Origin of the sequence: Streptomyces sp. NPDC051921, assembly GCF_040680975.1 — a bacterium.
Taxonomy (GTDB): domain Bacteria; phylum Actinomycetota; class Actinomycetes; order Streptomycetales; family Streptomycetaceae; genus Streptomyces.
The window spans coordinates 93,988-107,618 of record NZ_JBFAXU010000021.1; the positions used below are offsets into that span (position 1 = coordinate 93,988).

Here is a 13,631-nt window from a genome sequence, read left to right on the forward strand (position 1 = left end):
GACGCTCGGCGCGCGGGCCGGCGCGGCGGCCACGAGCCGCGGCGCCGCCCGTGCCACCGGGGGGCGCGGTCAGCGATTGCGGCGGCCGCCGCCCGGCGGGACGATGACAGCAGCGTAGTCGTCCCCATCGGCGCAGGGACGATCGGGCAGGTGCGTCATGCCTCTCACCGAGACGGAGTGGGGCCTCGTCACCAGCTGGGTGCGGGACCATCTCCTGGACGACCCCGATCCCCGGACGCGGCTGCTCCGCACCGCCCTCACCACGGACTTCGTGGCGGATCTGCCGCTCACTCCGGACCGGGACGCGAACGCGCGGCTGATCGTGGGGGCGGCCCGCAAGGACATCGCCCATCAGCGGCGGCTCCTCGACGCCCTGGCCCGCCTGGACGCGCTCGACCGCCTCGACGCGGCCGACGCGGTCGGGCGGGGCATGGAGGTGCGGGCGCTGCTGGGCCGGCTGCGCGAGGACGAGCAGGCACGGCTGGCCGCGCTCGACCCGTTCGAGGCGGTGGTGCTGCGGCACGGCACCGAGGTCTTCATCGACCGGGCGGAGCTGCGGGGGACGCTGCGCCGGTTCGTGACGGATCCGGAGCTCTCGGTCCTGGTGGTGGACGGCGAGCCGGACAGCGGGCGCTCGTACACGTACCGCCTGATCCGGCATCTGGGGCAGCACACCGGCTTCCGTCCGGTACGGGTGACCCTGTCGCGCACGTCGACGGCTGCCCGTCTTGTGGGCCGGCTGGCCGAGTTCGTGTCGGGCCCGGAGACCGACGGCTTCCCCTTGAACCCGACACAGTTGAACGATCCACTGCCGTCGCTCGACGACGCGGTCCACCGGATCGTCCGCCGGGCCACCGCCGCCGAGGACCGCTTCTGGCTGGTGCTCGACGAGTGCGACGCGCTCGACCCGAACTCCGACGTGTGGGACTGCATCGGCAAGCTCGCCCTCGCCATCTACGAGCACACCCCGGTGCGCGAGGAGACGGTGCCGCGGCTCGTGCTGCTCGGGTACGCCACCGCGACGCACCAACTCCCCTACGACATCAGGAAGAGCGAGTGCCGGGACACCGCCCGCCCCGCGGGCCCCGACGAACTGCGGGACTTCTTCACCCGGTTCTTCGCCGGGACGGCCGCGATGACGGGCGGCCCGGCGGACCCGCCGCCGCCGGGGCTCGTGGAGACGACCGTCACCGAGGTATTGCGGGCCGTGGAGGCGGCCGATCCGGCGGACAGCCACATGCGCCGCGTGTGCACGGCGGTGGAGGAGGCCGTGCGGCTCCACCAGAGCCTGGCACCGGGCGAGGACTTCGCCGACCGGCTCCGCACACTGCGCACCCCCGCGCCGCCGGTGGTGCCCGCCATGCCCCAGCTGCGCCGGGCCTATCGCGAAGCGGCTTGCCTGCTCGACGAGTTCGACCCGGCGCTGCTGCGGCTGCCGGGTGAGCCGGCGCCGAGCGGCACGGCGGGCCTGGAGCTGGTCGGCGACTGCACGGCCCTGGCCAGCCCGCAGCGCTCGGTGCGCTGGGTGCTGACCCCGGAGGTGCGCGCGGCGACCCTGAAGGGGCTCGGGGGCCCGGAGGCCGCCCGGGCCGCGCTCGCGGCCAACGCGGACTCCTTCTCCGGGGAATCCGGAGTGGCCCGCGCCGCGCTCGGCCTGCTGTCGGGTGTCCCGGCCGGTCCGGCCACCCTCGCGAACGCGGACGTCGAGGAGCTGTCCGACCTCCTCCAGGCCGTGCTGTGGCTGGAGCAGGTACCCGGCACGGCCGGTCTCCTGCCGACCGTCGACGACATCCAGCGGCGCCTCGAGCGGGCCCGTCTCCTGCAGCCGCTGCGCCTGCTCGTCCGGGACACCTTCCACGGCCGCCTCCGCGAGCTCGACGCGCTGCGCGCGTACCTGGCGCTGCCGACCGAGCCGGCCGAACCCCCGGTGCTGCTGCACGGCATCGGCGGGATCGGCAAGAGCACGCTGCTCGCCCGCTTCCTGCTCGACAGTCTGCGTGAGGCGCCGGACGGATTCCCCTTCGCCTACATCGACTTCGAACGCCCGACGCTCTCCATCCACGAACCGGCCACGGTGATCGCCGAGTCGGCCCGGCAGCTCGGCATCCAGTACCCCGACCACCGCGAGGCGTTCGACGCCCTCGCCGGCCGCTGCGGGGCGACCGCCGACGCGCAGCGCGGCGAACTCAAACAGATCGACGACCTGTCCCGGCTCTCCGCCACCCGAGCCACCCTCAGCCGCGACTACTCCGCCGGATTCCACGCCGAGGCCAGCGCCCGCGAGCAGGAACTCGCGCGCGAGCTCGGCACCCTGGTCGCCAAGGCGGTCGCCGCCCCGGCCGACGGCATGGATCCGCCGCTGGTGATCGCGCTCGACTCCTTCGAGGAGGCGCAGTACCGGGGTTCGCCGATCATCTCCCGCATGTGGGCCGTGTGGACGGCGCTGCGCGCCGAGTACCCGCGGCTGCGCTGGGTGGTCGCCGGGCGGGCGCCGATCGAGCACCCGGCCAGGGTCCTCAACCCGCGCACCATGGAGCTGTCGGAGCTCGACGAGCAGGCCTCGGTGGACCTCCTGATCTCCTGCGGCGTCGACGACGAGACGGTGGCGCGCAGCCTCTACGCCCAGGTCGGCGGCCATCCGCTCAGCCTCAAGCTCGCCGCGCGCACCGCGGTGTGTCTCGGCGAGGGGTCCGAATCGCTCGGCGACCTGCTGCGCAGCCTGACCTCCCGGCGGCGGCTGCACAGCAGCGTCGACCAGATGCTGATCCAGGGCACGCTGTACGACCGGATCCTCAAGCACATCGCCGACCCGGAGGTGCGCGCCCTCGTCCAGGCCGGGCTCGCGCTGCGGGTCATCACCCCCGAACTGGTCCGCGACGTGCTCGCCGGGCCGGCCGGGCTCGGGGATCTGTCGACGGCCGACGCGGGCCGGCTCTTCGGCCGGCTGGTGTCCCGGCTCGACCTGATGGAGTCGGCGGGGCCGCAGGCGATCCGGCACCGGCCCGACCTGCGCTCGATCATGCTGCGGCTGTCCGACGAGGCACGCACCGACCTCATGCGCGCGGTGGATGCCCGGGCCGTGGCCCACTACGCGGCCCGCGACACCCTCCGGGACCGCGCCGAGGAGATCTACCACCGGCTGCGGCTCGGCGAGAACCCCCGCACGGTGGAGGACCGTTGGCAGCCCGGCGTGGAGAACCACCTGGCGGGCGCCGACCGCGACATGGCACCCCGCTCGGCGGCCTTCCTGCTCGGCCGGATCGGCGGACACGTACCGGACCGGATCATGGCCGAAGCCGACCAGGAGGACTGGGAGCGGATCGCCGCCCGCGAGGTCGAGGACCTGCTCACCCAGGGCTATCCGGAGGTCGCGGCGCGACGGCTCACCGAACGGCAGCCGTGGACGCCGTGCAGCAGGCTGCACGCGCTGCTCGTGGAGACACTGGCCCGCTCCGGGCGCGTCGAGGACGCCCGGGAGACCGCCGAGCGGGCCGTGGACCGGGCGGAGGAGGCGGGCTGCGCGGAGACCCGCCTGGAGCTGCTGCAGCTGTCCGCACGGCTCGCCCAGGACGTGGGCGACTTCACCGAGGCGGACCGGGCACTCCAGGAGGCCGAGGGCGTGGCGGCCGGTCTCGGGCTGCCCTACGAGTCGATCGGCGTCCTGGTGGCCCGGTCCCGGCTCGCCGCCGCCGCGGACACGGACTCCGCGGAGACGGACGCCCGGCTCGCGCACCGGTTGCGCGGGCTGAACGACGAGGACCTGGCCGCGCAGCCGGCGCTGGCCCGGGCGGCGGCCGTGTCGGCCTGCCGGGTCGACCCGCCGGCCCTGGCGCGCACGCTGCGCCTGGTGGGGCTGCCCGGCGACGACGACGCCGTGGTGGCGGCGCTGGCCCGGTGGATCGAGACGGCGATGGCCGACGAGCCGCAGCTGCGCGAGCCGTTGGCCCGCATCCTGGAGTCGGCGGCGGCGGGCGCCGTGCCACCGGGCACGACCGCGCCGGCCCGGCCGGCCCGTGCCGCGTACGCGGACCCCTACGCCGAACCGTCGGCCGACGCGTACGGCGGTCCGTCCGCCCGGCCGATGTCACGCGAGCGGATCGAGGAGGTGCTCGCGGAGGCTCGGCGGCACGGCACGCTGGACAGTCTCGCCTGGCGGGCGCTGACCCTCGGCGACCGCAGCGGCGATCTCCTGCTCGGTGTGGCCGCCGCGCTCGACGCCGGCCCGGGCCCGCGCGAGCGGGGCGGCATCCCCGGATACGGCCCCGCGCCCGGCGGAACGGCCCTGGTGGGCGTCACCCCGCCGCCGGACCACGCCGAGGCCGCCTGGCGCGAGGAGCCGTACCTGTCCGCCGAGGAACTGCTCGCGGTGGAGAACGCGGCCATGGAGGCGGGGCTCGCCGACCGGGAGCTGCGGGGCCGGCTGTTCGCGGGCGTCCGGGACCACTTCCGCGCGGCCCTGCCGCCGCAGCCGACCCCGTTCACCCAGACCCAGTCCGACCTGCGGATCATGAACCGGGTCGAGCGCCTGATGGAGGGCGAGGTGCCGCTGGAGCTGTGGCTGCGCAACGCGATCGCGCTCGCCGCGGACCGCGGCCCGGTCGCCGTCTTCCAGCGGGCCCTCGACCACGTGGTGCGCGACGCGGCCGGCGAGCCGGAGCTGCCGGCCGAGTTCCTGTCCGCGGAGTTCAAGGAGGAGATCGTCATCCGGGACGACATGGTGCCCTTCGAGTTCCTGCACGAGGGCTTCGTCGCCGGCGCGGCCGTCGCCCGGGTCACCGTGCCGCCCTACGAGTCGGGCACGCAGCTCCAGCCGGCGTACCCGCACGTGGGCACCGGCTGGCTGATCGCCCCGGGCCTCCTGGTCACCAACCACCACGTGGTGAACGCCCGCAACGGCATCGGCGGCGGCCGCAAGCAGGTCGCCGAGGAGGACCTCCAGCTGCAGGTGCGCAACTCGCGGTCGCGCTTCGACTACGGCGCCGACCAGGCCGAGACCGAGGAGGCCACGGCCTCCGGCCTGGTCGCCTGGGACGAGGAACTCGACTACGCCATCCTGCGTCTGACGACCGCCCAGCCGCAGCGGATGGTGCTGCGGGTGGCCACCGCGCCCTGCGAGAGCCGGGGGAACGCCCCCCAGGCGGTCAACATCATCCAGCACCCCAAGGGCATGCCGAAACGGGTCGCGCTGCGCAACAACCTCGTCTACCAGGCGGACGACGAGAACCTCGCCTACTTCACCGACACGCAGGGCGGGTCCTCCGGCTCGCCGGTGTTCACGGACCGGTGGACCGTCGTCGCGCTGCACCGCGGGGCGCGCCGGGTGACCGGTGTCGAGTACCAGGGCCGTTCGACGGCGGTGGTGAACGTGGGCACCCAGATGAGCCGGATCCTCGCCCATCTGCGGGAGAACCGGCCCGAGTTGTACGCGGAGATCATGACAGCGCAGTCGAGGCTGCCCCAGGAGCAGGACCTGTGAAGGGACGGGCGACGGACCGACCGGTGAACGGCTGAACGGCGGAGGCGCGCGGCGCCAGGCGGAGGTGGCGGGAGATGACGTACGGATCACGGAGCGGATCGCACAGCGGATCGCCGGTGGCGACCGGCCCCGAGCAGGTCTTCGGCGATCTGGGCGAGGTGGCCGCGCGGGTGCGGTCGCGGCTCGAACAGGAGCTGGAGATCCAGGAGTCGGCAGAGGAGCTGCCGCCCGGCGTCGCCCCGGCCGTCGAGATCGAACGCTTCGCCCAGGAGGAGCGGGCCAGGGTCCTCGAGGCGGGTGCCGCCGGCCTGGAGAAGCTGGCGGAGGGCAAGGCCGACGAGGTCGACGAGGACGAGTACTTCGGGGTGGAGGCGATCGTCCTGCTGGAGGGCCGGCCCGCGATCCTGGTGCAGGGGCAGGACTTCGCCCCGCAGCAGGGCGACTGGGCGGTGCTCGACGCGAGCCGGGCCGCGATCCACGAGTCCATCGCCCGGGTCGGCCGGGTCGAGGTCACCGGCCATCCGAACCTGGACTGGATCGGCACCGGCTTCCTGGTCGGCCCGGAGGCGGTGATGACCAACCGGCACGTGGCGGCCGAGTTCAGCCGCGCCCAGGGCGAGGGCTGGACCTTCCAGCAGGGCATGACCGCCCGGGTCGACCCCGGCGAGGAGCTGCCCGCGCACCCCGCACCCGGCCCGGTGCCGGCCGCCGGCACCCTGCCGTACGAGATCACCGAGGTCATCGGGATCCACCCGGACGTGGACATGGCCCTGCTGCGGATCGCCCCGCCCGACGGCGAACCGCTGCCGACCCCGCTGGCGGTGGCGGCGGACGCCCCGGCGAGCCTGCCGGGGCGGCCTGTCTACGTCATTGGCTATCCGGCCTGGGACGGGCGCCGCAACGAGCCGGAGTCGATGCGGCGGATCTTCATGGACATCTACAACGTGAAGCGCCTGCAGCCGGGCATGGCGACCGAGTTCGAGCCCGGCGGCCGGGTGATGAGGCACGACTGCTCGACGCTCGGCGGCAACAGCGGCTCCCCGGTCTTCGACCTCACCGACCACCGGGTGCTCGGGCTCCACTTCGGCGGGCGCTACCGGATCGGCAACGTGGCCGTGCCGCTGTGGGAGATGGTGGACGATCCGCTCCTCGAACAGGCGAAGGTCAACTGGGTGTGACCGCGGCCATCATGGCGAGCAGCGGGCCGAGGTCGCGCTCGAAGGTGTACTCGCGCAGGAGGGTGGTGGGCCGGCCGCCCTCGACGCGCCAGACGAACTGGTAGAGCGCGGGGACGCCGTCCTCGACCCGGTGCATCACGACGGAGCCCAGGTCGCCGCAGAGCCCGGCGTGCGGGAACGTCACGTCGTCCACGGAATCCCCCAGGCTCTGGCCGGCCTCCTTCAGGGCGCGGAACCTGCCCATGAAGTCGGCCTTCGTCAGAACGACCGTGCGGCCCCCCAGGTCGACGCGGACGTTGGTGAACGCGGGGTCGTACAGCGCGTCGAGGCGGTCGACGTCCAGGGCGAGACCGGCGTCCAGATAGGCGCGCATGCGGGTGACGAGCAGCTGTTCCACGGCGAGGATCCTCTCGGTGGGTGAAGTGGCGGGACTCCGACCGGTGCGCCGGCTCCGGAGTGCTTCCACCGTGGCCGGCCCCACCGACGGACCGCCCACCGATCACCGACGGATCACCGACCCGTCACCGACGGACGGCCGATCCCCCCGTGCTACGCACCGTCGCCGCCGAGCAGACCGAAGACCGGGAGCAGACCGTGCGGACGGCGGTCGACGGGGAGGTGGTCGACGAGGTGCACATGGGCACCGAGCGCTTCGGCGCCGCCGTCGGCCCTGCGGTCGTCGCCGACCATCAGGGTCTCGGCGGGAGCGAGGCCGAGCCGTTCGCAGGCGAAGCGGAAGATGGCCGGGTCCGGCTTCTGCACGCCGACCTCGAAGGACAGGGCGTAGACGTCGACCCACTCGTCGAGGGCGTGGGCGCGGAACACCGGCCGCAGGTCCCAGCCGATGTTGCTCACCACGGCGACGGCGACGCCGCCGCGGCTCAGCTCGCCGAGGGTGCGGGCGGTGTCGGGGTACGGGTGCCAGGCCTCGGGGGCCATGTGGCGGTCGTAGAGCGCCCGGACCAGGGACCGGTCGGTGACCCCGGCCTCGCGGATCAGCGCCGTGTACGCGGCGCGGTGCCGCTCGGCGTCGAGATCACGCTCCGCCCACAGCTTCTTCAGCCGGGCGGGCACCTTGTGGGGGGCCGGGCCGCCGGGCAGGGCGCCGTGGAAGGTGAGCCGTTCCACGGTGTGGGCGAACTCGTCGCCGGAGAGCCGGACCTCGGCCTCGCCGAGGACCGCGTCGAGCCAGTGCGCGACGGACTCGACGCGCAGCAGTGTGCCGGAGAAGTCGAACATGACGCCTTTGATCACCCTCCGATCGTACGAACGCCTCGCCGGGAACTCCAGGACCCTCGGCCGCGTTATACCCCCTACGGGTATCCTGAGGAGGAGGCACAGTGCGACGACTGACCGCGCTCGAACCGGAGCAGGCCGCCGGAAGGGCGCGCGAGCTGCTCGCCGACATCGTCGAGCGACACGGCGCGGCGGGCGAGATGGTGTCGACGATGGCGCACTCGCCGGCCGTCCTGGAGGGCTACCTCAGCCTGTCCCGGGCGATGAAGCGGGTGAAGATCCCGCGCGCCCTGAGCGAGAAGATCTCGCTCGCCGCGCAGGAGTGGATCGGCTGCGGCACCTGCCGCGAGGCCCACGTGGCGGCGGCCCGCGCCGCGGGCCTGAGCGGGACCGACATCGAGCTGGCCCGCCAGGGCACCTCGACCGACGCCCGCGAGTCCGCCCTCATCGCGGTCGCCCTGCGCGTCCTCGCCGAACCGAGCTCCCTCGGCGACGAGGACGTGGCGGAGCTGCGGGCGCACGGCTGGAGCGACCGGATCATCGCCGAGGTCGTCGGGGTGGTGACGCTGAACATGCTGACGGGCGCGTTCAACCTGCTGGCCGGGATCCAGCCGGAGGAGGACTGAGGGGGCGGCGGCGGGGCGGGCCGACGGGGAGAGACGTCTCCGGGAAGCGCCAGGCACCCGGACCACGGTGATTTGCCCGGTTCGTCAGCCGATGCGGTAATGGAGGCCCTGAGACTCGACGTTTCCACCGGCTACCTGGGAGCAGGAATGACCGACGGCCCCGAGCCCATCAGTGACGACGCCCTCCGGGCGCTCCAGCGGGAGCTCGCCGAGCTGCGCGCGGAACGCGGGAGCGCGGCAGCGACCCTGCGGGACCCGGACGACGTCGGCGACCGGGCCGACGAGGCCGACGAGTTGCAGCGCGCCGAAGTGGTCGCCCGGCTCGACCGGCGGATCGCCGAGATCGAGGGGCGGATGCGGGAGGCGGGCGTCGCCGGGCCGCCGTCCTCGGACGTCGTGGGGGTGGGCAGCACGGTCACCGTACGGTTCGAGGACGGCGCGGAGTCGACCGTGCACGTCGGCGAACTGGCCGACGCCGACGACCCGGCCCTGGTGACCTCCGACAGCCCGCTCGGACTGGCCCTGATGGGGCGGCGGGCCGGGGAGAGCGTCTCCTACCGCACGCCCGGCGGCCCGGCCACCGCGCTCGTCGTCTCCATCAGCGCCTGACGCCTCACCCTCCTGACGGGCTCGGCCCGGCTCAGCCCGAGCCCGTGAAGACGGTCTCCACGGTGGCGACGGCGGCCGGCGCGGCGAGGGCCGCGCCGGCCACCAGGCCGACGCCCGCGCCGACCGCGGCACCGATGGCCGGCGCACCGGCCATCCGGACGATCGCGGACTGCGCAAGCCAGGAGCGCGGCGTCGGACCCCTCAGTGCTGGAGCACGACGACGGCTTCGTCCGTATACGCCAGGAACGTCAGCGTCTCCTGGAAGTACAGCTCGATCCCGTGCCGGTCGTGGGACGTGTAACCGATGGCCAGGTCCTGGCCGAGCCGCAGTTCGAAGTCGCCGCCACGGGTGGACAGGACGAACGCGCCGGTGAGGGCCGGCGCCCAGATCGGCGGCCCGTCGAGCATCCTGCCGAGGTGGGCGGCGATCGGGTAACCGTGGTCGGAGGTCTCGCTGACCGCGCGGTAGTCGTCGGCGCCCAGCAGCAGGGCGTACGGGCCGTCGACACCGGCGAGCCGCAGCTCGGTCAGCGCGCGGCTGACGGCGTCGGGGTAGTCGCGGGGTTCGGCGGGCAGCGCGACGACCGGGTTGGAACTGCGGTCGCGCAGCCCGTCGACGCCGGCCGCCGGATATCCGTCGAAGACGGCGCGGTCCTCGGCGAAGGCCATCGCGCGCGCCGCGTCCTTGACGGGCTGCCAGTCGGAGTCGTTCGAGCCGCGCTCGACGTCGTCCACGGCCGCCCTGCTGACGGTGAACGGCACGCGCAGCTCGACCAGCGGCTTCGCCTCGCGCAGCCGGGCGGTCACCCCGGGGGCGGGCGGGGCGATCTCGGTGAGGTGGCCGGTGCCGACGGCGGCGAGCTCGGGGCCCACCGGGTCGGGTACGTCGACCACCCGGCGGCCGGCGACATGGCGCCGGAACGTGCGCCGGGCCTCCTCCTCGATCTGCGCCCAGGCCTCCGCCGTCACGGGGGCGAGTTCGCGGTGCAGGTTGTTGGTGGCGGCGGGGTCGCCGGAGGACGTCATGGCGCTCAGGCTCCTTTCAGGCTGCCGATGCCGAGGGAGCCGACCGGAAGGGTGTGCGGGGGAACGGCTTCGGTCCGTTCGCCGGGGGCTCCGGCGGGGAGGGCGTCGGCAGGGACGGCTTCGACGGGCACGGATGCGGTGGGCGGGTCGGGCAGGTCGTCGAGGAAGTCGGCGCTCGGCACGAAGAAGAGGCACCCGGTCAGGGCCGTGGAGAAGTCGAGGATGCGGTCCACGGCGCCCGACGGGCCGCCGAGGAACATGCGGTCCAGCATCCGCTCGGTGACCTCGGGCGTCCGGGCGTAGCCGATGAAGTACGTGCCGAACTCGCCGCGACCGACCGTCCCGAACGGCATGTTGTCGCGCACGATCTGCCGCTCGGTGCCGTCCTCGTCGACGATCGTGTTGAGCGCGACGTGCGAGTCGTCCGGTTCGACGTCGTCGGGCAGCTCCACGTTGGCGCTCTTCGATCGGCCGATGACCCGTTCCTGCTCCTCGACGGGGAGCGCCTGCCAGGCCGCCATGTCGTGCACGTACTTCTGCACCACGACGTAGCTGCCGCCCGCGAACTCCGGGTCCTCGTCGGCCACCAGGACCGCGTCGGCGGCCGCCGCGCCCTGCGGGTTCTCGCTGCCGTCGACGAAGCCGAGGAGGTCTCGCTCGTCGAAGTAGCGGAAGCCGTGCACCTCGTCGACGACCGTGACGGCGCCGCCGAGCCGCTCGCCCACCAGCCGGGTCAGCTCGAAGCAGAGGTCCATGCGGGCGGCTCGTACGTGGAGCAGGAGGTCGCCGGGGGTGCCCGGTGCGGTGTGGCGGGGGCCGCGCAGGGGCCGGAAGGGGTGGAGGTCCCGGGGCGCGGGGCCGCCGAAGAGGCGGGGCCAGACCGCCGCACCGATGCCGACGACACCGGTGAGGCCGTCCTCGGGCGACCGGAAGCCCACGGAACGGACGAGACCCGCGAGGTCGCCGAGCGCCTCGCGCACCGCTTCCTCGCCTCCGGGGTTCACGGTGGCGACGAGGAACACGGCGGCTTTCGCGGGAGGGGCGAGTACGGGCTGCGGGGTGGCCACACGACTCCCTGGGGCATGTCGGGCATTCAGGATCTATCGGACGTCTGGGTCGAGGCCAGCGTATCCGCGGCGGCAGCCGGTCGCAGTCCGGGCGGCGGCACGCGGGCCGGAGGGGCGCTCCCCGACCGGTACGGCAGTCGGCGCCCGGTGCGCGGGGCGCTGTGACGGTGCCCTCAGCGGGCCCGACCGTCACCTTGACGTGCTTCATGATCGGCTGGTCGCTCGCCGCACGATCCAGACCGAGCCCGACAACCGCATCGCCTCGCTGCTCCTGGGCGGGGAGGCGGAGCCCGGGGACACCATCGTCGCGGACGTGGTGGACGACTCCCTGCACGGGTCGGCTCATGGGCACCGCGAACCCGGCATTGACGGCACCACATCCCGGAAGCGGAGGTTCCCGGCGAGCGTCCGGGGTAGGCGCGAGCGGGAGAGAGGCGTCCCGTCGACGAGGAGTCCGAGGTGGAGGCCATGGGGCGTGAGCGCGCGCTGAAGGAGTACCGACGGCGCCGGGACTTCGGCCGTACCGCCGAACCGGAGGGCGAAGACGCGGCGGCCACGCCGGACGGGGAGCCGTCGTTCGTCGTCCAGATCCACGACGCGACCGCGATGCACTTCGACTTCCGGTTGGAGGTGGACGGGGTCCTGAGGTCCTGGGCGGTGCCCAAGGGCCCCTCGGCCGATCCGCACGACAAGCGGCTCGCGATGCCGACCGAGGACCATCCGCTGGAGTATCGCGACTTCGAGGGCGTGATCGAGTCCGGCGAGTACGGCGCCGGTACGGTCATCGTCTGGGACGAGGGCACCTACCGGAACCTCTCCGAGGACCGCGCGGGACGGGAGATCCCGTTCGCCGAGGCCCTCGACCACGGCCACGCCTCCTTCCGGCTGGACGGGAAGAAGCTGCACGGCGGCTACGCGCTGACCCGTGTCCGCAGCGGTGACGACGGCGGCCGGGAGGCGTGGCTGCTGGTCAAGCACGCCGACCGGAGCGCCCACGGGAACGGCGGCACCGATCCGCACCGCGCCCGCTCCACCCGCAGCGGCCGTACCCTCGGACAGGTGTCCGGGAGCGCCTCGTGACGGCGAGGACGACGGTCCGGGCCGGCCGGCGCACCGTCGAGGTGACCCGGCCGGACAAGGTGCTGTTTCCCGAGGACGGCATCACCAAGGCCGATCTGGCCGCGTACTACCACCGCGTGGCCGACCGCATGCTGCCGCATCTGCGCGACCGTCCGCTGATGCTGGAACGGCATCCCGACGGCATCGACGACTCCGGCTTCATGCAGAAGGACGTCCCCGAGTACTTCCCCGACTGGCTGGACCGGGCGGAACTGCCCAAGGAGGACGGGACGGTCACGTACGCCCTGTGCGACGACACGGCCTCGCTGGTCTATCTGGCGGGCCAGGCCTGCGTCACCCCGCACCGCTGGCTCTCCAGGGCCGACCGCCCCGGGCATCCGGACCGGCTGGTCTTCGATCTCGATCCCCCGGGCGACGACTTCGAGGCCGTACGGCGGGCGGCCCGGCGGCTGCGCTCCCTGCTCGACGAGCTGGAGCTGCCTTCGCTGCCCATGACGACCGGCTCGCGCGGCCTGCACGTCGTGGTGCCGCTGCTGCGCCGGGCCCCCTTCGACGAGGTACGCACCCTCGCTCGGGACATCGCGGAGCTGCTCGCCGCCCGGTACGAGGACGAGCTGACGACGGCGGCCCGCAAGCGCGACCGCCGGGGCCGGCTCTACCTGGACGTCCAGCGCAACGGGTACGGACAGACCGTCGTCGCCCCGTACGCCGTACGGGCCCGCCCCGGCGCCCCGGTCGCGGCACCGCTGGCCTGGGCGGACGTCGACGATCCCGCTCTCACCGCCCGCCGCTGGACCCTCGCCGACGCCGACGAGCTCCTGTCCCGCGACCCCTGGCGGGGCGCGCCGCGTGGGCGCTCCCCCTCGGCGGCGCGCCGACGGCTCGCCGAGGCCCGGGCCGGAGGAGGGTGAAGTTCCCGTGACGCGTGTGGCGGTGGAAGGGGACGAGGTCGTCGTACGGCTCGGTCCGCGCGAGACGTTGGCGGCACGGCGGCGCACGGTCCGGGTGCCCGTCCGGGCCCTGCGCGGCGTGGGCGTCGAGACGAGCTGGTGGCGGGTGCTGCGCGGGGAGGCCGGCCCCGGCAGGTGGTTGCCCGGCCACTGCGTGGGCACCCGGCACGGGCCGGACGGTACGGACTTCGTCGCCGTACGCTCCGACGGTCCGGCCCTGTACATGGACCTCGCGGCCGACGCGCCCTTCCGCCGCGTCGCGGTCTCCGTCCCGCACCCGGCCGAGACGGAGCGCGCGCTGCGCGTGCTGATGCCCGGCGAACCGGAACCTCCCGGCGACGCGGGCGGACGGTGATGCGGCGGACGGTGACGCGGGCGGACGA

12 protein-coding genes are annotated in these 13,631 nt (G+C 74.1%); 7 read left to right on the forward strand and 5 right to left on the reverse strand.

The genetic code is table 11. The features are described 5' to 3' along the window. The first annotated feature begins 157 nt into the window (after nt 1-157). Entirely contained in the window at nt 158-5,476 is a 5,319-nt protein-coding gene (locus AB0M16_RS26140) for a trypsin-like peptidase domain-containing protein (protein WP_365346943.1), read from the forward strand. 74 nt (nt 5,477-5,550) lie between these two features. Beyond that, the gene (locus AB0M16_RS26145; RefSeq protein WP_365346945.1) at nt 5,551-6,654 is read left to right on the forward strand and encodes a serine protease; all 1,104 of its coding nucleotides are present in this window, start codon (nt 5,551-5,553) and stop codon (nt 6,652-6,654) included. On the opposite strand, the gene AB0M16_RS26150 is transcribed toward AB0M16_RS26145, so the two are convergent. Together AB0M16_RS26150 and AB0M16_RS26155 are read right to left on the reverse strand one after the other, a co-directional pair. Further along, nucleotides 6,641-7,051, reverse strand: coding sequence for a hypothetical protein (locus AB0M16_RS26150; protein ID WP_365346947.1), 411 nt, complete (start codon nt 7,049-7,051; stop codon nt 6,641-6,643). The two genes, AB0M16_RS26145 and AB0M16_RS26150, sit on opposite strands and share 14 nt — an antisense overlap. Before the next feature lie 152 nt (nt 7,052-7,203). Continuing rightward, nucleotides 7,204-7,893, reverse strand: coding sequence for an HAD-IA family hydrolase (locus AB0M16_RS26155; RefSeq protein ID WP_365347091.1), 690 nt, complete (start codon nt 7,891-7,893; stop codon nt 7,204-7,206). 101 nt (nt 7,894-7,994) lie between these two features. Here AB0M16_RS26155 and AB0M16_RS26160 point away from each other — a divergent pair, with 101 nt between their 5' ends. After that, on the forward strand, nt 7,995-8,516 hold the full coding sequence (locus tag AB0M16_RS26160; RefSeq protein WP_365346949.1) for a carboxymuconolactone decarboxylase family protein: 522 nt from the start codon (nt 7,995-7,997) through the stop codon (nt 8,514-8,516). Nucleotides 8,517-8,663: 147 nt separating this feature from the next. Next, nucleotides 8,664-9,125, forward strand: a complete 462-nt coding sequence (locus tag AB0M16_RS26165; protein ID WP_365346951.1) for a GreA/GreB family elongation factor — start codon at nt 8,664-8,666, stop codon at nt 9,123-9,125. A gap of 31 nt (nt 9,126-9,156) precedes the next feature. On the opposite strand, the gene AB0M16_RS26170 is transcribed toward AB0M16_RS26165, so the two are convergent. Genes AB0M16_RS26170 through AB0M16_RS26180 form a run of 3 tightly spaced genes read right to left on the reverse strand, consistent with a single transcriptional unit; the run spans nt 9,157 to nt 11,218 of the window. After that, nucleotides 9,157-9,279 (reverse strand): hypothetical protein, encoded by a 123-nt coding sequence (locus AB0M16_RS26170; protein ID WP_365346953.1) that lies wholly within the window; start codon nt 9,277-9,279, stop codon nt 9,157-9,159. Between the two features lie 47 nt (nt 9,280-9,326). Further along, nucleotides 9,327-10,151 carry a family 1 encapsulin nanocompartment shell protein gene (locus AB0M16_RS26175; RefSeq protein ID WP_365346955.1) on the reverse strand — a complete coding sequence of 275 codons (825 nt, stop codon included), beginning with the start codon at nt 10,149-10,151 and terminating at the stop codon, nt 9,327-9,329. Nucleotides 10,152-10,156: 5 nt separating this feature from the next. Next, nucleotides 10,157-11,218: a Dyp-type peroxidase gene (locus AB0M16_RS26180; protein ID WP_365346957.1), complete on the reverse strand. Its 1,062-nt coding sequence runs from the start codon at nt 11,216-11,218 to the stop codon at nt 10,157-10,159. A 468-nt stretch (nt 11,219-11,686) separates the two neighbouring features. Here AB0M16_RS26180 and AB0M16_RS26185 point away from each other — a divergent pair, with 468 nt between their 5' ends. The 3 genes from AB0M16_RS26185 to AB0M16_RS26195 are packed head-to-tail and all read left to right on the forward strand — an operon-like array spanning nt 11,687 to nt 13,603. Then, on the forward strand, nt 11,687-12,298 hold the full coding sequence (locus AB0M16_RS26185) for a DNA polymerase ligase N-terminal domain-containing protein (RefSeq protein WP_365346959.1): 612 nt from the start codon (nt 11,687-11,689) through the stop codon (nt 12,296-12,298). Further along, the gene (ligD, locus tag AB0M16_RS26190; protein ID WP_365346961.1) at nt 12,295-13,209 is read left to right on the forward strand and encodes a non-homologous end-joining DNA ligase; all 915 of its coding nucleotides are present in this window, start codon (nt 12,295-12,297) and stop codon (nt 13,207-13,209) included. The genes AB0M16_RS26185 and ligD overlap by 4 nt, the downstream gene beginning before the upstream one ends. A 7-nt stretch (nt 13,210-13,216) precedes the next feature. Then, on the forward strand, nt 13,217-13,603 hold the full coding sequence (locus tag AB0M16_RS26195) for a hypothetical protein (RefSeq protein ID WP_365346963.1): 387 nt from the start codon (nt 13,217-13,219) through the stop codon (nt 13,601-13,603). Nucleotides 13,604-13,631: the final 28 nt, after the last annotated feature.